This window comes from Streptomyces sp. NPDC057877 (assembly GCF_042796855.1).
Classification (GTDB): Bacteria; Actinomycetota; Actinomycetes; order Streptomycetales; family Streptomycetaceae; genus Streptomyces.
Genome location: NZ_JBHVMS010000003.1, coordinates 127,616 through 152,597 on the forward strand (window position 1 = coordinate 127,616; position 24,982 = coordinate 152,597).

Below are 24,982 nucleotides of genomic sequence, written 5' to 3' on the forward strand. Positions count from 1 at the left end.
AGCCGGTCAGGCCGTCTCGTAGCGCGGGTTGAACGTCAGGTCCACGGCCGAGCCGGGGCCGGAGCCATCGAGCTGGAAGGTGACCTCGGTGATGCCTCGGTCCAGTCCCCACAGCACCGCGCCGGGCCAGTTCAGGGCGCCGACCCAGTTGGAGCCGTCCTGGTAGCGGACTTGGGGCGGGTCGGTGCGGACGGTGACCTGCTCGCCGGCCAGGAGGTTGCCGTGCCCGACCGCGGTGGGGTTGAGCACGAAGGAGTCGCCGGTGTCCTCGCGGGTGAACGTGATCAGGCTGGCGGGGCCGGTGATGGTCCAGGTCGGCCACACGGTGACGTCGCCGGGGTTGTTCACCGTGGTCGCGCCGAGGACCTGGGAGGACGACACGGACGGGTAGGGGTTGAGGAAGTCGGCGAGGGTGCCGCTCTCCCGGTGGACAGCCACCGTGACGGGGTCGACCCAGTACGGGTCCGCGCACCACAGGGTGAGCACCGCGGCGTCCGACGCGATGCCGCTGCCGCGTTCGCTGCGGCCCTCGAACCCTTCCTGGTAGACGACCTGGATGCGGCGGCTGCTGCCGTCTGGGCGGGCGATCTGCAGGGTGCCGGCGCCGTCGCGCAGGGTGCGGGTGAAGGCGGTGGCCAGCGCCCGCCACCGCCGGATGAACTCCATGTGTGTGTCGCCGTAGACGTACAGCGGCAGCACGATCGCCCTCGGCTGCGGCTGGGCGTGGCGCAGCTTGGCGCCGCCGCGGGGCTGGGCGTCGGTGGTGAGCGCGTACGGGGCGGCGCCCAGGCCGGTGACGCCGTCGGCGAGGAGGAACCATCCGGCCGCATCGTCGGTGAGCGGCCACACGGTGCCCGTCGGGTCGGTGTAGGTGGCGGTGGCGAACCCGATCTCGGGTAGCGGGACCGGTGTGCCACCGCCTCCGCCGGTGTCGGGCGGGGTGGTGACCGGCGCGGTAATGAGCGGCATTTACCGAGGCCTCCCCACCCGGGCCAGGGCGTCCTGGCGGCGCTGCAGCACTTCCAGGTCGCGGACGGTCATGTCGAGGGTGCGGGGATAGAAGTTGTACGTGTCCCCGCCGTCGCCGCCGCGGGCGGCGGCCGTGACGGCCTGCCACTGCCGGTCGGTGAGCACCATCTCCGGCTTGCTGGTGCCGTTGTAGACGGTGCTCAGCCCGGGCGGCAGCAGGCCGCCGGAGTCGTAGCCGCCGGGCCGGGTCATGATCCGGATCCAGTTGGCGCCGTAGCGGTGCATGGCGTAGTTGACGCCGGCGTAGATGTTCGCGAGCGGGTCGAAGATGCCGCGGCCGCGGAACGGTCCGGCGTAGGCGGCGAAGGTCGGCGGGATCACCTGCATGAGGCCGCGTGAGGCTACGCCGTTCTTGGCGTTGATGTCCCAGTTGTTGATCGCGGCCGGGTTGCCGCCGGACTCGATGTTGATCCGGGTCAGCACCGCACCCAAAGCGGTGGCCGGCGCCTTCAGCATGGCGAGGACCTGGGAGACGATCGGCGCCCACCGCTTCACCCCGGAGCCCCCGGAACCAGCGGAGAACAGCTTGCCCACGCTGTTCTTCACCAGGTCCTTCAGCCCCTGGATGACCATGCGCGGCAGACCGGCGGCCATCTGGCCGAACGTGGTGCCGCCGAGGTGGCCCTTGGCCTTGTCGATCAGCGGGTTCAGCAGCTTCGCGACGGCGCCGAGCGGGTCGGACAGGAAGTCCGCGGCCGACTTGATGCCGCCGACGACCTTGCCGCCGATGTTCTTGGCGCCGCTGACGATGTCGCCGAGGATCCCGCCGTCCGCCATGAGGCGGCCGCCCGCGGCCTCCCACAGCGCCAGCGCCCGCCCGCGGAACCGCGGGTCGGTGGGGATGACGTACTCCGGGTACAGCGGGTTGCCCTCGCCGACGATGGCCGTGGGCCGGTTGAACACACCCGGAGTGGCGGGCTGGCCGAAGCCGGCGCCGACGGTGCCGCCGGAGGCAAGCATCTTGAGCTTGCCCAGCTGCGGCACGCCCGGGATCCATCCGGTGATCTTCTTCCAGATGGAGACGATGCCCTCGTTCCATACCACCCGGATGACCCAGTTGATCGGCCCCTTCGTCGCGTCCTTGATCGCGTTCCAGGCGGTTTTGATGGCGTCCTTGGCGTTCTTGAAGGCGTCGCCGACCTGGCCGATGGCGGTCTTCAGCGCGTTGAACGCGGGCCGGATCGCACCCGTCCAGATACCGGTGATGACGGACTTGATGGAGTCCCATACCGGCTTGACGACGTTGTTGTAGAGCCAGCGGAACACCGGGCCAAGGGTGTTGCGGACGAACGACACGACCGCGTTGAAGACGGCCTTGACGCCGGTCCACCACAGCGAGATCACCGTCTTGACGGCGTTGAACACGGGCTTCACGACGTTGTCGTACAGCCACCGGAAGACGGAGCCGAGCACGCGGATCCCGGCCTTGACGGCCTCGAACGCGGGCTTCAGCGCGTTGTTCCACAGCCACTTGGCCAGGGCGGCGATGAAGTTGAAGGACGGCTGGATGGCGTTGGTCCACAGCCACATGGCGATGGCGGCGACGGCCTTGAAGCCCAGGATGATCGGCCCGAACACGATGATCAGCAGGACGATCCCCAGGACCTTCGCCGCGGCGGCGATGAAGGAGAACACCGGGGAGAGCACGTTCTGCCACAGCCATGTCGCCGCGGTGGCGACCGCCTGGAACGCGGTCACGAACGCGGAGAAGATCGGCTTGAGGACGGTGTTCCAGACGAACAGTGCGGCCGTCTTGATGCCCTCCCAGGCCGCCTGGACGATCGCGCGGAAGGTGTCGCTCTTCTGGTACGCCACCACCAGGGCGGCGACGAGGGCGGCCACGGCGATCGCCACCAGGACGAACGGGTTCAGCGCCATGACCGTGTTGAGGGCTGCCTGCGCGGCGGCCATGCCGTTGGTCACGGCGGTGCCGATGAGGATGGCCGCCCGGTAGACGGCGAACACCCCGGTAACGATGCCGGTCATGATGGCGTTGGCGCTGAGCGCCAGTGTCAGGCCGCCGACGGCCACGGCGACGGGGATGAGCCATGCGCCCATGTCCCGCAGCCAGCCCACGACCGCGCGGCCGCCTTCGTACAGGCCGACGAGAGCCGGGACCAGGACGCCGGCGACGGCCGAGGCGACGGTGCGGATCGGGGGCAGCAGGTAGGCGTTGAACCAGTGGCCGGCGTCGCTGATGACGGGCAGGACGGTGCCGCCGAGGAAGTTGACGAACCCCTGTTGCAGGGTGCGGGTGAAGACTTCGATCTCGTGGGCGGGGCCCGAGTGGATCGTCTTGCCCATCTTCTCGGCGGCGCCGGAGAAGGTGCCGAGCTTGGCCGTGGCGCTGCTGGGGTCCATGGCCAGCAGCGCGGACCCGAGGTCCTCGGCCTGGGTTCCGAAGAGGTTGACAGCGGCCTGGGACTGCTCGACGGGGTCCTTGATGCCGCGCAGCTTGTCCAGGGTGAGGTCGAGGACCGCGTTGGCGTTCTTGCCGCCCTTGGCGAACTTGGCGGCCATGTCGTCGGCGTTGAGGCCGAGCGCCTTGAAGCCGTCCGCGGTGGACTCGGAGCCGTCAACGGCCCTGATCGAAAACTCTTTGATCGCGTCCGCGGCAATGTCGCTGTCGCGGGCGCCTGCCTGGATGGCCTGGTTGAGTAGGCCGATCGCGCTCGCGCCGTCGAGGCCTGCCTTGCGGAACTGGGTGCCGTACTCGTTGATCGTGTCGAGGAAGTCGCCGCCCTTGTCCGTGCCGGTCTGGAAGCCCTTCGTGATCAGGTCGAACGCTTCGCCTGCGTTCTTGGCCAGGCCGGTGCGCAGCATCTGCGACACGGCGTTGGTGACGCCGCCGAGGTCCTGGCCGAAGACCTTCGCGACGTCGGAGGCCTTGGCGGCGATGGACTGCAGCTGCTTGTTAGTGGTGCCGGGTGGGGCCAGGCCGGCCTGGACGACGGACTTGATGGCGTCCGCGGCGTCCTGGAAGGAGTCGGAGACGCCGCTGCTGTAGAGCTTGCCGGCGACCTTGCCCTGCTCGGCGGCGACCTTGTTGCTCGTGCCGAGCTGGGCCTGCAGCGTCGCGCGAATGTTGGCCTGGTCGATCGCCTGCGTGATGCCCTTGATGAGGACTGCGCCGGCGGCGACGCCTGCGACGAGAGCGCCCTTGGCGAACTTGTTGCGCAGGCCGTCGCCTGCCGCGGCGCCGGCCTGGTCGCCGGCGTCGCCGGCGGCGTCGACGAGCTGGCGGCGCAGCGCGGCGTCGACGCCGCGCAGGGACGGGATGACCTGCAGGACGCCGTAGCCGACCGTTGTCACCCGCCCTCACCCCCTTCCGGTACGGCCCGGGGGCCGGGTGGTGGTGGTCGCGGGCGGGCGACGGCGCGGCGGTCAGTCAGCGGCAGGCTCGCCGATGGGCGTGCCGTCCTCGTTCAGGCCGCAGTGCCTCAGCCAGGCCTGGAACAGGGGCCGAAGCTTGTACTGAGGCAGGCCGACCTTGCGGAACGCGTCGTACTGCTCGCCGAGGGCGTTCTTGAACGCGCCGAGCATCGCGGACACTTCGCCGTTGCTGGCGGCGTCCAGCAGGTCCCAGCAGTCGAGGTCCTGCATGTGCCGGAAGGTCCAGCGGCGGCCGCCGAAGCGGACGACGAACGGCTTCAGCTCCTGCTCGGGTTCGACGGCGTCGAGGTTGAAGTCGAACGGCCGGTCATCGGGACGCCGCTCCGGACGGCGCTGCCTGGTGGGGGCGTTGGTCATGGGCGGGGCCTTTCATCGGGCCGGCGGCCTACTGCGCCGGCGGGTACTCGTGGACTTCCAGACCGGCGGCGCGCGCCGCGCGGATCAGCTCCTGGCGGTGCGGGTGGCCGTCTCCGGCGACCAGGACGGTGGCGCGCTGCCGGTCCGTGACCTCGTGCTCGGTCGTGACCCGTACGCGGGCCGGCACCTGGCCTCTGACGTTCGCGGCCGTCTGGTCGGCGGCCGCGGCGATCGCGGCCCGCATCTCGGGGCCCTTGAGAATCTCGGCGAGGCCTCGGGAGTCGCGCCGGAAGTTGGTGATCATGCCGGTTTTCCTCCTGCCTTCGGCGGGCGGCCGGCGGCGTGCGCCTGGTCGGTTGCGCCGTCGGCCATCGTGGGGCGGCCCTCGGCGGCCGCGCGGGCGAGCTGGGCCTTGACGTGGTCGTGCTTGGCGCGGCCCCGCTGCCGCTTGAGGCGGTCGCGGGCCGTCTGCGGCCGGGGCAGCGGGCGCGGCGGCCTGGCCCTGCGCTTGGCGACGGTGTTGTGCACCGCGGTGATCAGCTCGGCGAGCCGGTCGGCGATCAGGGTGAGCTTGTCGACCTCCGGCGTCCAGGACTCCAGCGGTGGCGGCCCGGGCTTCGTCTCGGGCAGCCGCGCGGCGAGCTCGTCATCGTCGGCCATCGCCGACAGGGTGTGCGAGGTGCCGGGGAGGTGGTCGACGAGGGTGAGCAGCAGCTGCCACCTGCGTTGCCGCCACAGCAACGCCAGGTCCCAGCCGCGCCACGCCAGGTCTGCCTGGATCGCCTCGCCGTACCGCTCAAGCAGCGCGACGAGGCGCCCGGTTCCCCCAGGCCGTAGTACGCCTTCCACTCGTCGACCAGGCGGCGCAGCTTCCACACCGGCAGGCGGTGCCGGCGCAGCTGCTCGGCCTGGTCGCCGAACAGGGTGCGCACGTCGTGCTCGATGTCGGAGCCGAGAGCGGCGATCGCCTGCCAGGGCACGGCCGCCGGATGGGCGAGCACATAGCGGGTTGCGGCGACGGTCACCACGAACGGCTGCGGCTCACCTGTGCCGTCCCGCTCGAGGGCGTCCAGGTCCAGGGGCATGGGCGGGCCTCCGAGCCGTCAGTCGCGTGCGCGCCGCCGGGTGGCGGCCGCGGGCTTGGCCGGCTCCGCCTCGGCGGCCGCGGCCGGGCGGGCGGGCGCGAAGCGGGCCTCACGGGCCTCCTGCTCCACACGGCGCTGCTCGGCGTAGATCTCGGCGCGCTTGAGGTGCTCGCGTGCGGTGGGATCGTCGTTGTCGGCGAGCGCGGCGAGCTCTTCGTACGGGCGCCAGCCGGCCGCGCGCATCCGCTCGGCCACCTGCGGTGAGGCGACCAGCTGGGTCGCGCCGTTGGGCGCGACGTAGGTGGTGGGGTCCATCTCGGCTCCTTCCGGAAGGTGCGGGCCGGGCGGGTGAGCTGAAGAGTGGGACCGTGGCGGCCGGCGCCCGCCCATGAGCCTTATCCGGCCGCCACGGGGATCAGAAGCCCATCTCAGTGAGCAGGGCCTCCCAGCCCGGGCCGCCGAAGTAGTACCGCTCGCTGTAGCCGAGGGCGCTGTCCAGGTAGCCGGTGAGGGTGACCGGCCAGGAGGTGGGGTCGTCGCCGTTGTTGAACGACTGGCCGGCCTTGTCGGAGACCGACGCGCGGGGCAGGAAGCGGGCCACGTAGATCTCGCCGGCGTCGCCGAGGTCCACGCCGATGGTGAGCACGCGCCAGAACCTCAGCGGCGGCCGGTCCGGCTTGGACACGGCGACCTCGCCGGACGTCGGATCCGGCACGACCGCCGTCATGTCGACGCCGGTGTACAGGCCGATGGTGTGCTTGTTGGTCTCCTGCAGCGCCAGCTCGAGCGTGGTGACGTCGGAGGTGATGTCACGGCGGGTGGGCTCCACCGCGCCCCAGGAGGTGACGTCGGAGGTGGAGACGTCCGAGGAGAACTGGGCGCCGTCGTCGGACATCCATCCGAGGTCGTTGTAGCCGGCGGGCAGGGCGAGCAGCGCCTTGTCGGCGCCGGTGAGTGCGCTGATCGCCGCCGAGGTGAGCGGGGCGATGAACACGCTGCCTTCGAGCTGCTTGCGGATGAGCTCGTTCTGGTGCTTCTTCAGGGTCTCCCACGCGGGCATACCCGTCTCCTTCGCTGGTCAAGGGGGGCAGAGCCCCGCGGGGCGGGGCCGGTAAGGGCGGGCGGGCCACAGGGTGAGTTCAGGTGAGGCGGCGCAGGCTGAGCCGGTAGGTGCCCAGCACCGCCCGCAGGTCCGGGTTGTCGAGGAGCACGCCGCGCAGCCCGACCTCGGTGACGGTCCGGTCGACGACGCCGACACCGGCGACGTGCAGGGGGCCGGAGATGAGTCGTTGCTGGATGGCGCGGGCCACCGGCCAGGCCGCCGCGCGGGTGGCGGCCGCGGTCTCGACGTCGACGAGGGCGCTGTCGGTGCGCCGGTCGTCCGTGCCGCCGACGCGGCGTACGCGCGTGAACGGCACGCTGCTGTCGAGGTCCGGCGGGTAGACGGTGCCGGTCTGGCTGAGGTCGGCGAGCGCCTGGACCAGGAGGTCCTCGACGTCGGGGAACGGGGCGAGATCCGCCATGGCGTGCCTCCTTCCCGGGTCAGCCGGTGACGCGGCGCAGCCGCACCTCGATGTGCCGGGTGGCGCCGCGCAGGTCGTCGAACGGCTGCGGGTCGCCGTCCACCTCATACACCGTGCTGCGCCACCGGATCCGGTCGGTGGCGCGGATGTCGGCGGTGGGCGGCAGGAAGCACGTCCAGGCGGAGTCCACGGTGTCGCGGTCGTCGGTGCGCTCCGTGGTGCCGGCGGGCTGCATGAACGCGCCGGTCACCTCGGTCTCGGCCGGATCGCCGGGTAGCGGGTCGCCGAAGCCGTCCTGGCCGAGCGGGCGCAGGACGGTGACGGTGTGGCCGCCGAGCCGGGCGGTCATCCCGGCTTCACCCCGATCGTGCCTGCGCGGCGCGGCCCGTAGCGGCGCAGGTCCTCCTTGTCCTCCTGCGTCATCACGACGGAGGCGCCGACCGAGCCGGCGCCCGGCTGCAGCTGGTAGCTGTAGGCGCCGACCCGTTCCCCGGCCAGGCCCGGGGTCATCGACGGGGACAGCAGCGTGCGCATCACCATGGCGCACACCGTGGCGATCACGATGTCTGGTGCGGTGGCGTCGCCGTGGTCGTAGGTGACCTGGTAGGTGTCCGGGGCCGCCCGGTCCCGCCAGGCCGGGGCGGAGAAGTCGGCGGACCAGGTGGCGTAGGTCAGGTCGACCTTGTCGCGGCCGTCCCACGACCAGCCCGACATGGGTGCCGTCGACGTCCCGTCCGGGGCCACCGCGGCGACGGCGGTCACCGCGGTGACGGGGCGCTGCGGCAGCCGCAGCAGCACCCCCACCGGCCGCAGCACGATGACGTCCCCGGCGACCGCGGTGAACGTCTGGCCGGTGTGGTTGCGCACCTTCGCCGAGGCGTCCTTCAGCAGCGCCGGGGCGCGGGCCGCCTCGTCGACGGTGAGCGACCGGCCGAGCCGGGCCTCGAGGTCGGCGACGTTCGCCAGGTCCGCCACGGTGTCACCCCCCGTACTGCTCGATGAGCTGTTCCTTGGTCATCTGGCTGTGGTCGCCCGGGTCCTGGGTGTCGGCGTAGGCGACCCAGTCGGCCTTCGGCGCACCCTTCGGCGGCCGCTCCGTCACCGGCCCGTCCGGGTCGCCCGGGTCCTTGGGGCTCGGCGGCGGGGGCGGCACCTGGTCCCCGTCGGACTCGGCCGGTGCCTCGGCGGCCGCGGTGTCGTCGACGGTGATGCCGTACCGCTCGGCGGACAGGCCGAGGATGCTCTCAGCCTGCTCGTCACTCACCTCGGCCACCCCGTCGACGAACCGGACGCGGCCGTACGGGGTGGCGACGAGCAGCTGGGGATAGCGCGTGCAGCGCAGCGTTGTCACGATGCCTCCGGTCAGCTCGTGGTGAGGTTGGTGATCTTGCCGTGGGCCTTCTGGTTGCCGTACTTCAGGCCGATCTCGCCGTAGACCTGGTACTTGTCCGCGGCGCCGGTCTTGGAGAGCGGCTCGACGAACAGGAAGCCCTTGCCGGGGATCTCCATGAACGCCGGCGCGCATTCGTCCAGGCTCACGACGGCGACCTGGTTGGTGGGCATGTACCGGTTGAGCATGATGTTCAGCCGACCGAAGTCGGTCTCGATCGTGGTGACGCTGACGCCACCGACGTTGCGGGACTGCTCCTGGTAGTTCGCCTGGGTGACGAAGATGTCCGTCAGCTGCCGCTTCTGGAAGGCGGCGCACATCAGCGTCGCCGTCTCGCTGACCTGGATGCCGCCGTTCTCCCACGTCATCTGCAGCAGGTCCAGCACCAGGTCCTTGGTGAGAGGCCCGGGCGCGCCCGCGCCGGCGTCGACGGCGATCACGTTGGTGGTGATCGCGGCGAGGATGCCGCGGGTCTTGCGCGGGGTGAGGTTGTCGGCCGGGTTCTGGAAGGTGCCCGTGATGAAGGACTGCTCGACGTCGCGGGCGATCTGGATGAGGTGCTGGCGGGTCTGCCAGTCGACCTCGTCGGTGACCGGGTTGGTACCGGAGATGCCCACCGTCCCCGGGTTGTTGGAGCCGGTGGAGTTGAACTGTCCGGTGGCGGCCTGCTTGGTGTAGGAGACCTCCAGCGCTTCCTGGTGGATCTCGAGCACGTTGTGCACGGTGAACCGCGTACGCGCCTCGGCCGTGGGCGCAGCGTCGCCCTCGAGGCGCTGCCTCGCGTCGGAGGCGGCCCGCAGGTCGTAGCCCTGCCACGGGAACAGTGTGGCGCTGACGGCCATGCCGCCGCTCAGGCCGCCGATCGCGGACAGGAACGGGGTGTCCTGCGGCGTCTCGGAGAACAGCTCGCCGACGTAGTTGGGCATGTTGAAGGTCGTGCCCTGACCGGTGATGCCAGGCATCGGTACCTCTCTTTCTCGGCCTGGGCACGATGGCCCGGCCCTACTTGGTCTGCTCTCTCAGCTCCAGCAGCTGCCGCGCCTTCAGCCGGCGCGCCTCGGCCCACTTGCCGCCCTGCTCGGCGGCCTTGATCTGCTCGGCCAGGGTCGGATCAGGCGGGCTCGGCATCGCGCCGGGCCGCAGCTTTTCCACCGGCGTACGGCCCTTGCCGCCGGTGCCTGTGCCTTTGCCGCCGCTGGTGTCGCCTCCGCCGAAGGAGGCGAGCAGCTCGTCGGCGTCCGCCTCGAGTTCTTCCTTCGTGGCGCCGACCAGCCGCTTGGCCTGGGCCTGCGTGAGGCCCTTGGCGGCGGCGACCTCCATGCGCAGCGCCTTCTGCTCGGCGTCGGCAGCGCGTTTCTCGGCGGCGGTGAGCTTCTCGCCGAGCTTCTCGGCCTCGGTCTTCTTGGCGTCCTCGAGTTCCTTCGCCTTCGCGGCGAGCGGCTCGAGGTCCTTCAGCCGGGCCTCGAGTTCCTTGCGCTGCTTCTCGGCCTCGCGCCGAGCCGCGCGCTCCTCATCGAGCGCCTTCTTACCCGCGTCCCCCAGGTCGCCCGTTCCCGCTGGGGGCGCCGGCGGATTGGGCGGGGCTGGCGGGGTGGTGCCGTCCGTCGCGGGCGGCGTCGTGGTGGTGGTGCCGTTGTCGTCAGCCATCGCGGCCGACTCCCTTCGGTGGGTGGTGCGTCCGCCATCGCGGCGGACTCCCCGCAGGGTGCGGGGAAACTCAGGGGGCGCCTTCGCCCGGGGTGCGCTGGCCGGCGACGAACTGCCGCCAGGCGTCGACCGCGGCCTTGCCCGAGTGGCCGGCCGTCGCGGTGTACCACTGCTCCTGCAGCCGCCGGATCTCCGGCGGCTCGGGCTCGTGCCGGTAGAGCAGCTCGGGCTTGCAGCTGCAGCGGTCGTGGGACTGGAAGCGCGCGCTCTGCTTGGAGTAGACGGCGCCGCGGCCGATCAGCATCAGGCAGAACGGGCACGGCGAGGAGCGGCCGGCCACGCGGCGCCAGCCTTCGACCTCGCCGCGTTCGGTGAAGGTGCGCATGGTGGTCTGCCGGTCGCCTTCCAGCACCAGGCGCGTGGCGGCGCCCTGCAGCTGGCTCGCCATCACGCGGGTGGCGGCGGCCTCGCTGCCGGAGATGGCCATCTGCGTCTTGAAGGCCACCGGTCCGCTCACGCGTAGCGCGGTGGCTACTTGCTCGGGGTCCGGCTCGATGATGACCGGGGCCAGGGCCACGCCCTCGAGCGCGGCGTGCTGGGCCAGGTAGCCGCGGGCGAGCCGGGCGAGCGCCGTATGTCCGGTGAGGATCTCGCGCTGGACCTGCGGTGAGATGCGCTCCCACCAGTCGTCGATGTTGGCGACGTCGGCGCGCAGCGCGGTGATGCGCAGCCGTCGGGCGATCAGCTCAGCGACGTTGAGGACCTGCTGCTGGAACTGCCGGGTCAGGGCCTGCGCCTGGGGGCTGGGCACGCGGCGCCTCCTCTCCGGGCACGGCCACGGCTGCCGGCACTTCCGGGGCCCCGGTGGCGGCCGGCTCCTGGGTGCCGGGCACGGGTGGGGCGTCGGCGCCGGGCGCCGGTGCGGCGAGCAGCTGGCTGATGTCGCCGAGGCTGTCGCGGTCCTCGGCGAGCATCTCCCACCGCTTGATGTCCGTCTCCGTCACGCCCGGGATGCGCTCCCACAGCGCCCGGGGCGGGACGTCCAGGAGCTGGGCGAGCTTGCCGAGGGCGTCGGCGACCTGGGCGAGCGAGCGCGGTGTGGTGTCGCGCCAGACGACCTGGGCTGAGGTGTCCTCCCAGGTGTCCTCGTCGTCCATGGCCTTGCCGCACAGGCGCAGCATCTGCTCGACGCTCTCGCCGAAGGCGGTCTTGTGCTCGCCGATGTCGAGCTGATGGCCGGCCTCGAGTGCGGCGAGGGCCTCGGCGGAGACGTTGGAGACGGCGTTGCCGACGACGAGGGTGTGGGGCGGGATCTGCCGGGCGCTCGCCACGTACAGCAGGGTCTTGTCCCGGGAGTCGAGGTAGCCCTTGAGGTCGGCCTGGCTGAACTCACCGAACTTGGTGTCGGGGCTTTCGGCCTGCCATACGCGGTTGACGGCGGCGTTCCACGGCTCGATGGGGTTGCCGTCCTCGTCCTCGGCGATCGCCATGCCGGTGACCCACCGCTGCTTGAACGCCTCGTAGTGCTGCGTCATCAGCAGCCCGAAGGTGGTCTGGTTCAGCTGCCGTTGCGCCGGCAGCATCGGTTCCACCACGCCGGTGGGGCCGTCGTCCAGGTCGTCGTAGGACTCGCAGAACCTCACCACCGGGCATACGCCGAGCCCGTGTTCGTTCACCTCGATCTTCGAGGTGTCGATGCTCAGCCCTTCCATCGGCAGCGGGTCGGTCCACTCGCCGTTGCGCTGGGGCATCACCATCGCCGCGGGCACGTCCGTGGTGTAGGTGAAGTTGTCGTCCAGCACGGTGATCGTGGTGGCCATCGTCAGCGGGGTGTCCGCGTCGATGACGACGTGGGGCAGGCCGACCGTGACGGCGTACTGCGGCCACTCGTCGTTGATCGGGTCCTCGTACAGGGCGGTCAGCCGGCGCGGCGAGTACGGCGTGATCACCGGCACCGGATCCCCGGGCAGCACGACGGCGTAGGAGTAGCCGTACCTCAGCGCGGCCCGGTAGAGGCCGGACTGGCGGGCGTCCATCCGGTTGGGCTGCCAGACGGCGTCCCATACCGGCGAGTTGTCGACGGTGTTGGCCGGCCGGTAGCCGTCGACGAACAGGCCTTGGGCGACGCTGTTGACGAGCAGCGGCAGGATGTTGAACTTGGCCTGGTCGACGAGCTGCTTGTACTCGGCGGTCGCGGACTTGGGCACGTAGATGTCGCAGACCCGGTTCTTCAGGTACTCGCGGATCGTGCTGATACGCCCGGACTCCGCGCGCCGCGCGGCCAGGAGCCACGGCAGGACCTTGCCCAGCTCTGCGGCGTCCATCGGCTCGGCCATTACGCCCCCTCCCGTTCTTGGATCAGGTCGGCGACGTTCAGCCAGGAGTCGACCAGGCCCTCGAGGCGCTCCATGAGCGCCAGGTTGGTTTCCGTCTCGGCCGCGTACAGCAGTCGTACGGCGTTGCCGACCGCACGGTCGAAGGTGACCGGCTCGGCGACTGGCTCCGTGGCCATCGGCTCACCCCCATCCGACGACGCGGCCGGGCCGCTTCTTGGGTCCGGCGTTGTACTTGGCCCAGGCCGGGGAGGCGAGCAGCAGCCGGCGCACCATGCGGGCGCCGATCGCGCACACAGCGAGGTCGATCTTGTGCGGTGATTCGCGGTTCTCCTTGGAGATGGACACGCCGTACTTGTTGGGCCGGCGGCGGGAGTTGAGGACGTGCCGCTGCAGGCGGGAGTCGCCGTCGTGGGTGATGTCCCGCTCGCGGATGTCGACCTCCATGCGCTCGCAGGCCTGCGTGAACTCGCGCAGGTGGCCGCGCATGTCCCAGGCCACCGGGTGGGCGGCGCGGCCGATGGTGGCCTCGATGAGCAGCTGCTCGCCGAAGTCGGTTGCCCAGGTGTCGATGTAGGACTCGAAGTCCTTCACGTCGCCGAAGAACGCCAGCACGGTGCGCTCCTCAAGCGTGGCCCGTACGACGCGGTCGACGTCGGCCTTGTCCACGCGCCAGTTCTTGCCCGCGGGGCCGGCCGGTTTCTCCCAGCAGCCGAGGACGAACACGTGCCCGTCGCTGACGCGGCAGCCGACGAGGCCGGTGGCGTCGTCGGAGGTGGAGCCGTCGAAGAACATCACGATCGGCTCGTCGTCGGCGACGACGCGGGCCGGCTCGGCGCAGGCCTGCCACAGGGGGTGCGTCGTCCATGCGTCGCGGGCCGCGGTGGGCTGGTTGAAGAAGTAGCGCCGGCTCTTCTCGGGGTCCTTCTGGACGTTCCAGAACTCCTTGTAGACGATCCGCGGCAGGTCCAGGGCGTCGGCGAACGGCCCGTACACCTCGCGCAGTGCGGCGACCATCGCGTCGAGGTCGGTCAGGTCGACCTCGGCCGGGGCCTCGCGGTGGTCCCACAGCAGCCGGTGCTCGCGCACCTTGCCCTCAGCGATCAGCTTCGCGCGCTCATGGATGGCCTCCATGACGCTGTCCTCGCCGGGCTGGTACATCGTCGACGTCAGCAGCGCCCAGGGCGCGGCCGCCTTGCGCTTGCTGAGGTTGCGGTCGACGGTGTCGTACATGCTCCGAAGCTCTGGCAGCACGTAGAGGTGGGGCTCGTCGAAGACGGCGAAGGACTCCTTGCCGCCGTCCCGGGAGGCGGCGGCCGCGGTGGACGGGCGGATCTCCCCGCCCTGCGGCAGGAACACGCGGGTGATGCCCGCGGTGCCGGAGGGCAGGCCCTCGGAGAGCGGGCCGTGCTCGAGGTTGAAGTTGATGTTGTCGTAGGTGTTGCCGGTCTGCGATTCCTCGGTGGCCAGGCAGCGGACGAACGGGTACGTGATCGCGCGGCCCATGGGCTCGCCGGGCTCGTACTCGTAGATGAAGTCGCGCCACCGGTACCGCTCGCCGCCCTTGGCCCAGCCGGCGAACCGTACGGGGGCGAAGGCCTCGGCGAGGCTGACGAACCCGGCGAGCTCGCTCTTGGCGCGGCCCTTGGCGCGGGAGATCGCGACCGTGTCGTACAGACGCTGGCCGTCCTCGTCGTGCGCGTAGCAGTCGAGGATCAGGCCGGCGAACTCGTCGTCGAGGGGCAGGTACTCGCCGCCGTGCCGCGGGTGCAGCGGGAGGCCTTGGACATCGCCGGGGCCATGGACGCAGAACCATTCGATCCAGGCCAGCACCACCCCGAGGGCGCGGGCGCGGGTGTGCTCGGGTGAGCGGACCAGTTCACGAGGCATCGGTGAGCCTGCGCCGGCGCTGGGTCAGGTCGGCCACGCCCTCGGGCGGCTCGGCCGCGGCCTGCGTGCTGCCGTCGTCGACGACGGTCCAGCGCAGCGCGGCCATGCCCTTCGGGGTCAGGCCCAGGCGGTCGTCCAGCTCGCGCATCTCGCGGCAGATCGCGAGCCGGCCGGAGGCGAGCGAGGCGAGCCCCTGCAGCAGCCCCCGCAGCTCGGCGGCGCCCTCGGCCTGGGCGTCGAGGAGCTCGGACAACTCGAGCGAGTTGACCGTGCCGACCGTGGCCAGGTCGTCCTCGAGGGAGGCGCGGCGGGCGATCATCGCCTCATGGCCGGGGGCCCAGGCGCAGGCCTGCGGCGTGGACCAGGCCCACTTCCACCAGGCGCGGCCGACCTTGCCGAGCTTGGCCCAGGTCGGCGGCCGCGGCGTGGGTCCGGTGCGGCCGCCGACCGGGAGCTTGGTGGTCGGCACGGTGGGCGCGTTGCGGCGCCGGCGGTTCTCGGCGGGGAGCGGCCCGGGCATCGGCGGTCACCCCCTCGTCGGTCACAGCAGCTGCTCGAGTACCTCGCTCAGGTCGGCCAGGGCGAGGGGCGCGTCGTCGTAGCGGTGACCGAGGGCGATGTAGCGGCCGGAGCTGTAGGCCTCGATGTGGGCGCCGTCGTCGCGGCGGATGCGGCGGCCGCGCTCGAGGCGGCCGTGGCCCCAGATGTGCAGGCCGGTCCCGGAGGGTGAGACCTCGGTGAAGGTGGGCGGGCAGGCGGCGAGGATGCGCGCGGCCCACGGCGCGAGCTGGCCGCCGGTGAGGCAGTGGTCCAGGTCCAGGACGACGACGTCGTCGCCGTCGGCCAGGACGTAGCCGAGGCCGGCGCCGTGCGACGAGCGCGCGGCCGCGGTGTGCGTGGTCCACGTCGACGGGTTGGTGGAGGAGGCGGGGCGGCCGGTGTCGGCGCGCAGCGGCGCCTTGTCGTCGCCGCGGCGTACCCAGCGTTCGCGGCCGCGCAGCTCGGCCGGCACTGCTCGGCGGGCGCGGTGTGCGGCGACTCGGCAGCGCGCGCTGCAGAACCGCTGGGGGCGGCCGATGCCCGTGCGGCGCAGCTCGGCGCCGCAGGTCTCGCGCTCGCAGGTGGTTGGGATCACGCCTCCCAGTCTACCGCACCGTGTAACGAAACGGGGCGCTGACCAGCAGGAATGTACCGGCCGTGTGGGGGCGAGGGGCTGTGTGGCGCTGTGCCGTGAGGGGGGTCGGATCACCCCGGCGCCTCGGCGGCCGGCCGCGTGTGCCTGCGCCAGGCGCCACGGCGGCCCGGTCTGCGGAACCCGTACGCATCGCGGCTTGCTATGCCGCTCCGCGTGCCAGGCGGGGGTGGGGTGGGGGTCACCCCCCACCCCTTGACCCCCGGGGCGGTCAGAACGGGGGGACGTCGTCACCGGCGGGCCGCGGCCGCCGGGCCTGCGTGCTGACCAGTCCTGGGTGCGCCTCGGTCGGCCTGCGCCTGGTGGGCAGCGGGCCGCGGGCCGCGCGGGCCTGCAGGGCTGTGCGCCTGCGGTGGTGGTAGCCGCACAGCAGGCGGAGGTTGGCCGGGCTGTGGTCGTCGGGGTCGCCGATGTGGTCGACGTCCGTGCCCGGCTCGGTGCAGCGCTCGCCGTCGTCGATCCACGTGCACACGCCGCCGTCGCGCTCGAGGATGCCGGCGCGTATCCGCTTCCAGCCGGTAGGGCGCGGCACGGTGCGCCAGCTGCTGGCCGCTTCCTTCCAGTGGCCGTCCATCAGGGCTCGAAGGCCATGAGCTTGAGCTGGGCGTCGTCGACGTCGATGGGGGTGTTGCTGCCGTAGAGGGCGGTGGACAGGGAGCCGAAGGTGCGGGTGGCTGCGGCGGGGATGGACACCGCGGTGTTCTCGACGGCCTTGCCGCCCACGGTGATGGGGGTCACCAGGGTGACGGTGTGAGGGTTGACGCCGTCGGCGTTGCGTACGCGCAGCACGGTGCGGCCGGTGTTGGTCAGCGAGTGCTGGTTGACCGGGTCGCCGTCGGTCTCGACGGGGTCGGCGCTGCCGGCGTCGGACAGCTTGGTCACGGGGATGGAGGCGCGGGCCATGGTGTTCTCCCGGGTCAGGTGGTGGTGATGCCGACGAGGCGCAGTGCACGGGGGCGGGTGGCTTTCTCGGCGCGGGCGAGGTCGGCGAGGGCGTAGAGGGGGCGGCCGTGTGCGTCGATGCCTGCGACGGGGAGGTGGCCGCGGGCGCGCCACTTGCAGATGGCGGAGCGGGTGACGGCGGCTGCGCCGGCGCTGCGCATGCGGCGCCATTGGGTGGCGAGCTCGGCGGCCTGGGCGCCGTTGAAGAGGTCGCTGGCCAGGTGTGCCACCTCCCTCGGGTACGCCGCAGCCCCGGGCCTGGGTTGGTCCGGGGCTGCTGTGCCGGTCGCGCTGTCCGGCTGCGCTGCGGTTTCCCGCGCCTATGGGCACACGTGTGCTGTTGGCAGCATGTTGACGCTAAATGGCGATCTTGTCCAGCGGATGCGGCGCGGCCCGCCCCGGTGAGGTGGGGCGGGCCGGTGTGAAGCGCCGACCGGGACCGTCGGTGTCGCGGGGGTCAGTGTGGCACAGGGCCGTGACAGCGGCTATGCGGCTGCTTCCTTGAGGCGGGTGCGGGCGGTGTCGGCGATGCGTGCGGACAGTTCGATGCCGAGGAAGGGGCGGCCGGAGGTGAGGGCGGCGACGCCGGTGGAGCCGGAGCCGGTGAACGGGTCCAGGACGGTGCCCGCGGGGACGCAGATCTTCACCAGCTCGGCCATGAGTTCGTCGGGCTTCTGCGTGATGTGGAGGCGGCCTTTGCCGCGGGGCTGGCTGGCGGTGAACAGGCCGGGGAGGTAGACGGGGTTGCGGGCGGCGTCGACGGGGCCCTTGGTGGCCCATAGGACGTATTCGCACGCGCGTTTGAAGCCGCCTTTGCAGGGGCGGGAGATCGGCTTGTGCCAGGGGACGATGCCGCGCCAGGTCCAGCCGGCGGCCTGCAGGGCGTCGGAGGTGGCGGGGAGCTGGCGGAAGTCGGTGAAGACCAGGAGCGGGCCGCCGTGGGCGGTGATGCGGTAGCACTCGGCGAGCACGAGGGTCATCCAGAGGGTGTAGCCGCGCTGGTCGCGGGTGTCGCCGTCGAAGTCGGGCAGGGCGTGTTGGGCGTCGCCGCTGACGTACTTGTCTCTGGCGGCGTGGGCGGTGCGCTGGGTGGCGGTCAGGCCGCCGGAGTTGTAGGGCGGGTCGGTGATCGTGGCGGCCACGGAGTCGGCGGGCAGGGTCGGCAGGAGAGTCAGGGCGTCTCCCTGGTGCAGAGTCCAGGTAGGCATGGGTGCCCCTTTCGGTGCGGGTCGCATGTGCCGGGTGGGCGAGCGAGTCGGTGCACGGTTGTGCCGTGAGTGTCCGATGGGAACACCTGTTCGGTACAGCGATATGCCGAGCACCCGGCGATGCGCTACGCGGCCGCGGGGCCGCCGGGGTCTGCCTCCTGCTCGGCCTGGATGGTCTGCAGGAAGGCGGCGGCGTGCTGGTCGTACTCGTCGCGTTCGAGGCGGTTGCCGCAGGCGGTGCAGGTGATGCCGTGCTGTCCGTCGACGGCGACCAGGGCGTGCGCGTCGCATCGCGGGCACGGGGCGGCCTGTGGGTGGCGGTGGGGTACGGCGTGGGTGAGGTCGCGGATGCGGTGGATGAGGTTGCCGAGCTGGCGGTGCAGGTCGGCGACGAGGGGCAGGGTGAGGGCGAACGGCAGGTAGGCGGTGAGCCAGGCGCACCAGCCGGTGATGGTCTCGCCGTACGAGGGCCATGCCTGTTCGCAGGGCTGGCTGCGGGCGGTGCCGTAGCGGTCGTATCCGACGGCTGGGTAGTGGTAGGCGATGTGGCCGGCCCAGGCGCCGAGGACGGCGAGGATCGGCGGCGTGCCGTCGTCGTCGGAGCCAGGGGCGGCATCGAGGCGGCCGGGGCCGAGGAGGACCAGGACGCGAAGGTCGACCGGTACGGGCGCATGGGCGCGGCCGGTGCCGCCGATGCGGCCGGCGGTGGGGCGTCCGGCGGGCTCGATGAACTCCTCGAGGAAGCGTGCCTGGTAGGGCAGTTCGGCGAGCCAGGCGCGCAGTTCCTCGGCGTGGACGGGGCAGGCGTGCACGCCGTCGGCGGCGGTGCGCGGGCAGATGGCACAGCTACCCACGGGGGGCCTCGGCTGCGTTGTGGCGGGCTGCGCGCTGGGCGCGGGCCAGGATGACGGGGTCTTGCAGCAGCTCGGGGATGGAACGCTCCTCGCGGCCGTCGGCGACGCGGTCCTGGCCGAGGAGGAGGTCGCGGAGCTTGTCGAACTCGGCGATCACCTTGCTGGTGGCCTTGCCCATCTGCTGCTGGGTCTGCTCACCGAGGGCGGTGAGCTGCCGCGCAACCTCGGCCTCCAGGACCTCGCGGACCTCGGTGGTGGCGAGTTCGGAGACGAGCTTGCGCAGGGAGTCGGCGAGGTCGCGGGCGGTCTTGATCTCGTAGCTGAGGTCCTTGAGGGTGCCGCGGGCGTCGCGGATCTCCTCGCGCAGCTGGTCGCGGATGTGGGCCAGGTCCTCGGGGGCGGGCTGCTTCATGATCACTCTTTCCGGCCGGTGGGCTGCGGCCATGCGTACTGGCGGGTAGGGGCGGTGGCTCGCGTGCGCGCACACGCCTGCGATCGCGCGCGCGGAACGCAGGCGCGCGGGGGTCATGGGGCTCTGCGGGCCTGGCGGGGGCAGGCCGGGTCGTGCTCGGTACCCGCGGACGTCCACCAGGGCTCGCAGCAGGCGCTGTTGAGGGCGGTGGTGACGGTGTCGTCGATGGCTGCGGCGGTGAGGGTGTCGTGGGTGCGGGCGGCGCGGCGGGCGCGGCGGTCGGCGGCGACGTCGAGGGCGCGGCACAGGGCGATGTAGGCGGTGCCGCCGAGGCCGATGAGGAGGGCGAGGCTGGCGAGGGCGAAGAACGCGCCGAGGGCGGCGACGTTGAGGGTCTCGTTGTGGGTCATGCGTCTGGTCCGAAGATGAGGTGGTAGGCAGCGTCGGCGCGGGCGTGGGCGGCGCGGATGCGGTGGTCGGTGTGGTGGGCTCCGGCGATGCAGTCGGGGAGTTCGCAGGTGCGGCGGACGCGTCCGTCGGGGTCGCGGCCGTGGTGCTTGGCGAAGGCGACGTGGCGGGCGTTGTGTTTGCGGCCGGAGGCGATGAGGTCGAGGCCGCGGCCGCTGTGGGGGCCGGTCCACAGCAGGTGTCCGCCGGTCGAGGTGGGGATGGCGTAGCGGGCGAACTGTTCGTCGACGGTGAGGCGCTGGGTGGCGTTGCGGTCGCGGTGGGGGACGGGGATCTTGTGCTGTTTGCGCAGGTCGGATACTCGGTTGTGGCCGAGTCCGAGGAGGCGGTGGATCTCCTCGTAGGTGGCTCCGCCCTGGAGCATGGTGACGGCCTGGTCGTCGAGCGCGGCGAGTTCGGCGCTGGTGCGCTTGGCCCGGCCGGGCGGGACGGGGATGTTCAAGGCGCGGCGGGTGCGCACGATCGTGTGGCTGCTGACACCCAGCTGCTCGATGATCTGGGCGTGGGTGGCGCCTGCGCGGAGCATGGCGGCGACGTCGGCGCGGAGCTGCGTCATGGCTGCTGCCACCTGACGGGGCGTACGCCGGTGCGGGCGCGGTGGGGGGTGCGGCGGCGGGCGGCGGCCTGCTGGCGGGTCGCGGTGCAGGTCGCGGCGTGGGGCATGTGGAGGTGTTCGTCGGCCTCGGGGATGGGGCGGTCGTTGTCGAGCTGGCGGGTGAGCCAGCGGCCGGTGCGGTCCTGGCGTACGGCTTGGTTGCCGCCGGGGTTGCGGTCGCGGTCGACCATCTGGGTGTTCTGCTTGGCGGTGGTGCACCAGATGACGGGGGCGTGGCATCTGGGGCAGGTGCCGGGGCCGTTGGGGGCGGGCGGGCGCGGTATCGGGTAGGGCATCGCAGGGCGGTTCCTTCCTGGTGTCAGGCGGTGCGGCAGGTGGCGCACTGGTGGCCGGTCAGGGGGGTGCGTGAGGGGGCCTGGCAGGTGGTGCATTCGTGCCAGGTGGCGGTATGCGGTGGGTGGGCGCCGAGGGCGCGCTCGGCGGTGTCGGCGCAGGCTTTGCAGGGGGTGCCGGTGTAGCGCTGGAAGCCGTAGTGGCAGTCGGCGGTGCCGCAGGGGCCGGGGCGTACGGGGAGAGCGGCGCCGAGGATCCAGCGGCCGGGGTCGCGGATCTCGGCGGGCGGTGTCCAGGTGCGCAGTCGGGTCAGCTGGTCGCGGATGTCCTCGGCCCAGACGCCGGTGTCGAGCTGTCGGCCGATCTCGCGGGCGATGCGCCGCACCAGGTACGGGCTGATGGCGGGCAGGAGGTCGTGTACGGGGGCGAGGACGGCCCAGACGCGGGGGCTGAGGGTGAGCGGGGGCCCGTCGTACGCGGGGCGTGCAGAGGGGCGCACACGGCCCTGGAAGGCGGCCGGGATGACGGGGGCTACCGGATAGTTACCCCCAGCGCTGTTACCCGGGGTATCCACAGGATCGGCGGGCGTACTACCGGTACCTCGCCTACGGCGGAAAGAACCACGCTCCTGCGTGCTTCTCTCGTCAGTCAGTCCAGCGTCTTCCTTGATCGCGAGGGATCCGCCATCTGTGCACGCACCCGATCCGCCATCTGTGTCCGCTCCGGTGGGGTCGTCGACGGGGTGTAGGGGGCGTTCGTGGACCTCGTAGTCGTGGCGGCCGTGGCGGCCTGTACGCCGGTGGACGGTGATCCACCCGAGCCGCTCCAGCTCGGCCGTCATACGGCGGGCGGTGCGCTCGGTGACGTCCAGGAGCGCGGCCAGCTCCCCCGTCGTGACCGGGGTACGGGTCGCTGTGGCGTGGGCCAGGGCGCAGTACAGGACGAACACCGGGTGCCGGAGCGTCTTGGCGGCCGCGACCGGTACGTACGCGAAGTGCTCACCGCGGGTGCAGCCGCGGGTGCGGCGCTCGGCGGTCTCCCCGTCGCCGTCCGCGCCGGTGCGGCGCACGGTCGCCAGCTCGGGTATGCCGTCCGGCCCGGGCGCGGCCAGCTCGGCGAGATACCGCTCGGCGGTGCGCTTGGAGTCACCGAGGTACCCGGCGAGCGTGGCGACCGCGGCGCGGCAGCCGTCCGCGCGCTGCGCGAGGGCGGTGATCTGTGCGTGGTAGGCGACCGCGCCGGGCGAGTACCGGCCGCCCTCCCACACCCGCCGGGGCACCTTCACCTTCTGGCGGTACCAGGGTGCCTGCACTGGGCCAGCACCACCGGCCCCGCCATGGTGGCGGGGCTCGGCGGCGGGGCGCGCGGGCAGGCGGGTCACGGTGTCCTAGCTGGTGTCGGTGTCCTCGGCGTCGGGGCCGGGGACGGGGACGGTGTAGGTGGCGCCGCACGGGGCGGTGCGGATGCCGGGGGCGATGTGGCGGTGGACGGCGCCGCATCCGGTGTCGCCGTCGCAGCGGACGGCGTACTCGGTGCGGCCCTGGGTGCGGATCGGGTCCACTGGCAGGGCGGCCGGTCCGCCCCAGCGCGGCGGGTCGTCGGGCAGCAGCGGTAACTGCTCGGGACGGCGGGTCATCCGGCCGCCTGGGCGGTACTCGGCGGCGCGGGGCGCGCAGGGGCGGCGGGCAGGGTGAGGGTGATCGGGCGCACGACGTCCTGGGGCTCCCAGGTGTGGATGTCCGGCCGGGTGATCAGCCCGGCCTGCTCGAGCTGGTTCAGCGACATGCGGACCTGCTTGCCGCTCATGCGCAGGGTGCGGCCCAGCAGGTTGGCGTTCTGGGGACCGCCCGCCGGGAGGTAGCCGGAGGAGTCGGCGAGGTGGGCCAGGCCCCAGCCGAGCAGCCGGGCGGCCTGGTGCGGCAGCCGGGTGGCCAGAAGTGCCCGCTCCCACCGGCGCCGGTCGTACAGCGGCGTCGCCGCGGCGTCGGGTTCGGCGGGGGCCTGGCAGACGGGCGCGGGGGCGCCTGCCAGTGGCGTGCCGCAACGGCGCGCGGTCAGGTCACCGGGCGTCGGTATGGGGCGTACGGGTGTGTCGGTCATCTCGACTCCTGAGGACGAGGCCCGGGGCAGCGCCGGGCGTGGATGAAGTGGAGGGAGGCGATGAGGCGGGCGACGTCGACGGCGTCCGCTTTGGCGGGGGACTCGATGAGGCAGCCGTGCGGGCACGTGAGGCGGGCGTACGGCGGCCGCACCCAGCCGTAGGGCGGCCGGTAGTCAGCCACCACCCACACCCCGTACAGCCGGGTCGGCGGCCACTGCTCGGCCATGGCGCGGCTACCAGCCGCTCGGGGCGGCCGGGGCGGGGGCGGGGCTCGGACTCGGCCGGGGCACGGCCAGGTGCTGGCCGGTGCAGCCAGCCACGATCAGGACCGCGGCCGCCGCGGCGGCCGCCAGTACGGCATAGGCACGGATCAGCACCAGCCACCTCCAGGCGAATCGAAGGGGTGGGCCGCCCGCCCGGGCTGTGGACCGGTGGGGGCGGGCGGCCCGGTCATCAGGCGGTCCGGCGGGCGGCCGCGGGCTTCAGCCACATGCGGACCACGTCGAACGACTGGCCCTCACGCAGCAGTCCGCGGTCGCGGGCCGTGCGGTAGGCGGTCGCCAGCCGGTCGATCGCGAAATTCACGACCTCGGCCGGGCTGGCGCCGGTCTGCTGTAGCTCGGCCAGGTCCTCAGCCAGGCCCGGGAACTGGTCGAGGTCGAGGACCAGGCGGCGGCCACTGTCCGGCCGGTGGCCGGTCAGGGCGTCGAGGTGGCCGGTCACGCGGTCAGCCACCGGCCGCACCGGCGCAGCCACCTCAGCCACCGCCTCAGCCACTGGCGGCCGGACGTCGGCCACCGGCTGAGGCAGCGGCCGGGCGAGCAGCTGACTGGCCGCGTGCCGGGTGATGCCGAGTTGCTCGGCGATCCGGCGCGCACCCCACCCGGGATGCTCGGCCTTGAGCCGGTGGGCCTCGGCGTGCTGGTTGGCGGCGCTCACGTCTCGTCGTCCTCGTCGTCGACCGGGTCCAGGTCCGCAGCCGTGTCCTCGTCGTCGTCCTCGTCCGGGAAGTCGTCGTCGCTGTCGTCGACGGGGTCCAGGTCCGCCACCTCGTCCTCGGCGCCGTCGTCGTCCGGGAAGTCGTCGTCGGTGTCGTCGACGGGGTCGATGTGGTCGAGCGCCGTCGCCGCGCCCTCGGTCGCCCACTCGTCCTCGGCGCGCGGGTCGGGCAGCAGCGGCATCGGGGCGACGATGGCGAGCGACGCGCCGCCGGGTGCGGGCAGGTCCACGAAGACGTAGTCGGGTACGCCGCGGCCGCCGCGCCGCTCGGCCTCGGTGTGCTGGTCCCACCCGGACACGGCGTCCAGGGCGGCGTCCTTGTCCTCGTACAGGCCCTCGAAGCTGACCGTCGTGCGCTTCGGGCCGACGGCCAGCACGGCGTACAGCTGCTCGGGCAGGGCCGGGCACTCGTGCGGGGCCGAGACGTGGTCGGCGTCCGGGCTGCACGGCGGCCGGTGGCCGCGCGGCCGCGCACAGTCGGCGTGATCCGGCATCGGCCCGGGCGTGCCGCACGGGGGCAGTGGGCGCGGCGAGCGCAGCCGGGCCAGCGCCAGCTCGGGCTCACCGCGCGTCAGGTAGGCCTTGGCCTCATGGACGGCGTTGGCCAGCTCCCTGGTGGACGCGAGCATGCCCGCGACCACGACCGGGCTGAGGTTGCGGGAGGCGCCGTGGTGGACGACCAGGCCGTCCCGGACGATCGTCAGCGCCTGCGGGCCCGCCTCCATCCACAGTTCCGCGAGCGGGTCCGGGTCGTCGTCGACGGCGAAGCAGCCGACCAGGCCCTCGAGGTCCTCGGTGTCGGGGAAGGTGTGGCAGAGCTGCCTCATCGACAGGAAGCCGTGGTTCCCGGCCTCGATGCGGTAGGTCTCACCGTGCGCCTCGGACAGGCCACCGGCCTCGTAGTGCAGGTGGATCAGGTCGCCGGGGCGGGCCGGGTACCAGGGCGCGGTGGTGAGCTGGGTGTAACCGTCCGTCAGGGCGCCGATCTCGCCGTGGATGTCGCGGGCGCGCTTGGCGTCCTCGGCCTGGGCGAGGGGGCTGCGGTCGTCGCTGCTCCGGGGGCGCCCGTACAGGGCGGTGAACACGTGTTCGGCGAGTCCGTCGGGGCGGCCGGTCCACTGGTGCCGGTGGGTGGTGCCGTCCGGGTTGGCGGTGCCGGGCAGCGTCTCGGCGACCGTGACGGACAGGAAGGCGGGCGTGGCGCCGGGGATGAGGCGCTCGATGGCCCCGGTGATGATCTCCAGTCGCGGGTCGCGACGTCGCATGGTGG

At 72.5% G+C, this 24,982-nt stretch carries 35 protein-coding genes; all 35 read right to left on the reverse strand.

Annotated features, from left to right (window positions below; translation table 11 throughout):
* Positions 1–6 precede the first annotated feature (6 nt).
* Positions 7–969, reverse strand: a complete 963-nt coding sequence (locus ACFVQG_RS08240; RefSeq protein WP_383378227.1) for a phage tail protein — start codon at positions 967–969, stop codon at positions 7–9.
* Positions 970–4,341, reverse strand: a complete 3,372-nt coding sequence (locus ACFVQG_RS08245) for a phage tail tape measure protein (RefSeq protein ID WP_383378229.1) — start codon at positions 4,339–4,341, stop codon at positions 970–972.
* A 72-nt stretch (positions 4,342–4,413) separates the two neighbouring features.
* Positions 4,414–4,779 (reverse strand): hypothetical protein, encoded by a 366-nt coding sequence (locus tag ACFVQG_RS08250; RefSeq protein WP_383378231.1) that lies wholly within the window; start codon positions 4,777–4,779, stop codon positions 4,414–4,416.
* A gap of 28 nt (positions 4,780–4,807) precedes the next feature.
* Entirely contained in the window at positions 4,808–5,083 is a 276-nt protein-coding gene (locus ACFVQG_RS08255; protein ID WP_383378233.1) for a hypothetical protein, read from the reverse strand.
* A complete protein-coding gene (locus ACFVQG_RS08260) occupies positions 5,080–5,628 on the reverse strand; it encodes a hypothetical protein (protein WP_383378235.1) in 549 nt (182 codons plus the stop codon). The genes ACFVQG_RS08255 and ACFVQG_RS08260 overlap by 4 nt, the downstream gene beginning before the upstream one ends.
* A gap of 254 nt (positions 5,629–5,882) precedes the next feature.
* Positions 5,883–6,179, reverse strand: coding sequence for a hypothetical protein (locus ACFVQG_RS08265; protein ID WP_383378237.1), 297 nt, complete (start codon positions 6,177–6,179; stop codon positions 5,883–5,885).
* Positions 6,180–6,279: 100 nt separating this feature from the next.
* Positions 6,280–6,924, reverse strand: coding sequence for a phage tail protein (locus ACFVQG_RS08270; RefSeq protein ID WP_383378239.1), 645 nt, complete (start codon positions 6,922–6,924; stop codon positions 6,280–6,282).
* 79 nt (positions 6,925–7,003) lie between these two features.
* Positions 7,004–7,387 carry a hypothetical protein gene (locus tag ACFVQG_RS08275; RefSeq protein WP_383378241.1) on the reverse strand — a complete coding sequence of 128 codons (384 nt, stop codon included), beginning with the start codon at positions 7,385–7,387 and terminating at the stop codon, positions 7,004–7,006.
* A gap of 19 nt (positions 7,388–7,406) precedes the next feature.
* Positions 7,407–7,736: a hypothetical protein gene (locus ACFVQG_RS08280; protein ID WP_383378243.1), complete on the reverse strand. Its 330-nt coding sequence runs from the start codon at positions 7,734–7,736 to the stop codon at positions 7,407–7,409.
* On the reverse strand, positions 7,733–8,362 hold the full coding sequence (locus ACFVQG_RS08285) for a hypothetical protein (RefSeq protein WP_383378245.1): 630 nt from the start codon (positions 8,360–8,362) through the stop codon (positions 7,733–7,735). The genes ACFVQG_RS08280 and ACFVQG_RS08285 overlap by 4 nt, the downstream gene beginning before the upstream one ends.
* 4 nt (positions 8,363–8,366) lie before the next feature.
* Positions 8,367–8,738, reverse strand: coding sequence for a hypothetical protein (locus ACFVQG_RS08290; RefSeq protein WP_383378247.1), 372 nt, complete (start codon positions 8,736–8,738; stop codon positions 8,367–8,369).
* An 11-nt stretch (positions 8,739–8,749) separates the two neighbouring features.
* Positions 8,750–9,739, reverse strand: a complete 990-nt coding sequence (locus ACFVQG_RS08295; RefSeq protein ID WP_383378249.1) for a DUF5309 family protein — start codon at positions 9,737–9,739, stop codon at positions 8,750–8,752.
* Between the two features lie 40 nt (positions 9,740–9,779).
* On the reverse strand, positions 9,780–10,424 hold the full coding sequence (locus ACFVQG_RS08300) for a hypothetical protein (protein ID WP_383378251.1): 645 nt from the start codon (positions 10,422–10,424) through the stop codon (positions 9,780–9,782).
* Between the two features lie 70 nt (positions 10,425–10,494).
* Positions 10,495–11,235: a hypothetical protein gene (locus tag ACFVQG_RS08305; protein WP_383378253.1), complete on the reverse strand. Its 741-nt coding sequence runs from the start codon at positions 11,233–11,235 to the stop codon at positions 10,495–10,497.
* A complete protein-coding gene (locus ACFVQG_RS08310) occupies positions 11,171–12,760 on the reverse strand; it encodes a phage portal protein (protein ID WP_383378255.1) in 1,590 nt (529 codons plus the stop codon). Before ACFVQG_RS08310 ends, ACFVQG_RS08305 begins: the two co-directional genes overlap by 65 nt.
* On the reverse strand, positions 12,760–12,936 hold the full coding sequence (locus ACFVQG_RS08315; protein ID WP_383378257.1) for a hypothetical protein: 177 nt from the start codon (positions 12,934–12,936) through the stop codon (positions 12,760–12,762). The genes ACFVQG_RS08310 and ACFVQG_RS08315 overlap by 1 nt, the downstream gene beginning before the upstream one ends.
* A 4-nt stretch (positions 12,937–12,940) precedes the next feature.
* Entirely contained in the window at positions 12,941–14,647 is a 1,707-nt protein-coding gene (locus ACFVQG_RS08320) for a Terminase (protein WP_383378259.1), read from the reverse strand.
* Positions 14,637–15,167 (reverse strand): hypothetical protein, encoded by a 531-nt coding sequence (locus ACFVQG_RS08325; protein WP_383378261.1) that lies wholly within the window; start codon positions 15,165–15,167, stop codon positions 14,637–14,639. The genes ACFVQG_RS08320 and ACFVQG_RS08325 overlap by 11 nt, the downstream gene beginning before the upstream one ends.
* 21 nt (positions 15,168–15,188) lie before the next feature.
* On the reverse strand, positions 15,189–15,782 hold the full coding sequence (locus ACFVQG_RS08330) for a DNA primase (RefSeq protein ID WP_383378263.1): 594 nt from the start codon (positions 15,780–15,782) through the stop codon (positions 15,189–15,191).
* 268 nt (positions 15,783–16,050) lie between these two features.
* Entirely contained in the window at positions 16,051–16,413 is a 363-nt protein-coding gene (locus ACFVQG_RS08335) for an HNH endonuclease (RefSeq protein ID WP_383378265.1), read from the reverse strand.
* The gene (locus ACFVQG_RS08340; RefSeq protein ID WP_383378267.1) at positions 16,413–16,742 is read right to left on the reverse strand and encodes a hypothetical protein; all 330 of its coding nucleotides are present in this window, start codon (positions 16,740–16,742) and stop codon (positions 16,413–16,415) included. The genes ACFVQG_RS08335 and ACFVQG_RS08340 overlap by 1 nt, the downstream gene beginning before the upstream one ends.
* A 14-nt stretch (positions 16,743–16,756) precedes the next feature.
* A complete protein-coding gene (locus ACFVQG_RS08345) occupies positions 16,757–17,011 on the reverse strand; it encodes a MerR family transcriptional regulator (protein ID WP_383378269.1) in 255 nt (84 codons plus the stop codon).
* Between the two features lie 255 nt (positions 17,012–17,266).
* Complete coding sequence (locus ACFVQG_RS08350; protein WP_383378271.1) at positions 17,267–17,989, reverse strand: DNA-methyltransferase; 723 nt, start codon at positions 17,987–17,989, stop codon at positions 17,267–17,269.
* A 125-nt stretch (positions 17,990–18,114) separates the two neighbouring features.
* Complete coding sequence (locus ACFVQG_RS08355; RefSeq protein WP_383378273.1) at positions 18,115–18,843, reverse strand: hypothetical protein; 729 nt, start codon at positions 18,841–18,843, stop codon at positions 18,115–18,117.
* Complete coding sequence (locus ACFVQG_RS08360; RefSeq protein WP_383378274.1) at positions 18,836–19,255, reverse strand: hypothetical protein; 420 nt, start codon at positions 19,253–19,255, stop codon at positions 18,836–18,838. Before ACFVQG_RS08360 ends, ACFVQG_RS08355 begins: the two co-directional genes overlap by 8 nt.
* Positions 19,256–19,368: 113 nt before the next feature.
* Positions 19,369–19,665, reverse strand: coding sequence for a hypothetical protein (locus ACFVQG_RS08365; RefSeq protein ID WP_383378276.1), 297 nt, complete (start codon positions 19,663–19,665; stop codon positions 19,369–19,371).
* The gene (locus ACFVQG_RS08370; RefSeq protein ID WP_383378278.1) at positions 19,662–20,279 is read right to left on the reverse strand and encodes a hypothetical protein; all 618 of its coding nucleotides are present in this window, start codon (positions 20,277–20,279) and stop codon (positions 19,662–19,664) included. The genes ACFVQG_RS08365 and ACFVQG_RS08370 overlap by 4 nt, the downstream gene beginning before the upstream one ends.
* Positions 20,276–20,614, reverse strand: coding sequence for a hypothetical protein (locus tag ACFVQG_RS08375; protein WP_383378280.1), 339 nt, complete (start codon positions 20,612–20,614; stop codon positions 20,276–20,278). Before ACFVQG_RS08375 ends, ACFVQG_RS08370 begins: the two co-directional genes overlap by 4 nt.
* 23 nt (positions 20,615–20,637) lie before the next feature.
* A complete protein-coding gene (locus ACFVQG_RS08380) occupies positions 20,638–21,924 on the reverse strand; it encodes a hypothetical protein (protein ID WP_383378282.1) in 1,287 nt (428 codons plus the stop codon).
* Positions 21,925–21,999: 75 nt separating this feature from the next.
* Positions 22,000–22,248: a hypothetical protein gene (locus tag ACFVQG_RS08385; protein WP_383378284.1), complete on the reverse strand. Its 249-nt coding sequence runs from the start codon at positions 22,246–22,248 to the stop codon at positions 22,000–22,002.
* A complete protein-coding gene (locus ACFVQG_RS08390) occupies positions 22,245–22,712 on the reverse strand; it encodes a hypothetical protein (protein WP_383378286.1) in 468 nt (155 codons plus the stop codon). The genes ACFVQG_RS08385 and ACFVQG_RS08390 overlap by 4 nt, the downstream gene beginning before the upstream one ends.
* Complete coding sequence (locus tag ACFVQG_RS08395; RefSeq protein WP_383378288.1) at positions 22,709–22,939, reverse strand: hypothetical protein; 231 nt, start codon at positions 22,937–22,939, stop codon at positions 22,709–22,711. Before ACFVQG_RS08395 ends, ACFVQG_RS08390 begins: the two co-directional genes overlap by 4 nt.
* A 7-nt stretch (positions 22,940–22,946) precedes the next feature.
* Positions 22,947–23,090, reverse strand: coding sequence for a hypothetical protein (locus tag ACFVQG_RS08400; protein ID WP_383378290.1), 144 nt, complete (start codon positions 23,088–23,090; stop codon positions 22,947–22,949).
* A 76-nt stretch (positions 23,091–23,166) separates the two neighbouring features.
* Positions 23,167–23,652, reverse strand: a complete 486-nt coding sequence (locus ACFVQG_RS08405; protein WP_383378292.1) for a hypothetical protein — start codon at positions 23,650–23,652, stop codon at positions 23,167–23,169.
* Positions 23,649–24,977: a hypothetical protein gene (locus ACFVQG_RS08410; RefSeq protein ID WP_383378294.1), complete on the reverse strand. Its 1,329-nt coding sequence runs from the start codon at positions 24,975–24,977 to the stop codon at positions 23,649–23,651. The genes ACFVQG_RS08405 and ACFVQG_RS08410 overlap by 4 nt, the downstream gene beginning before the upstream one ends.
* Positions 24,978–24,982 lie beyond the last annotated feature (5 nt).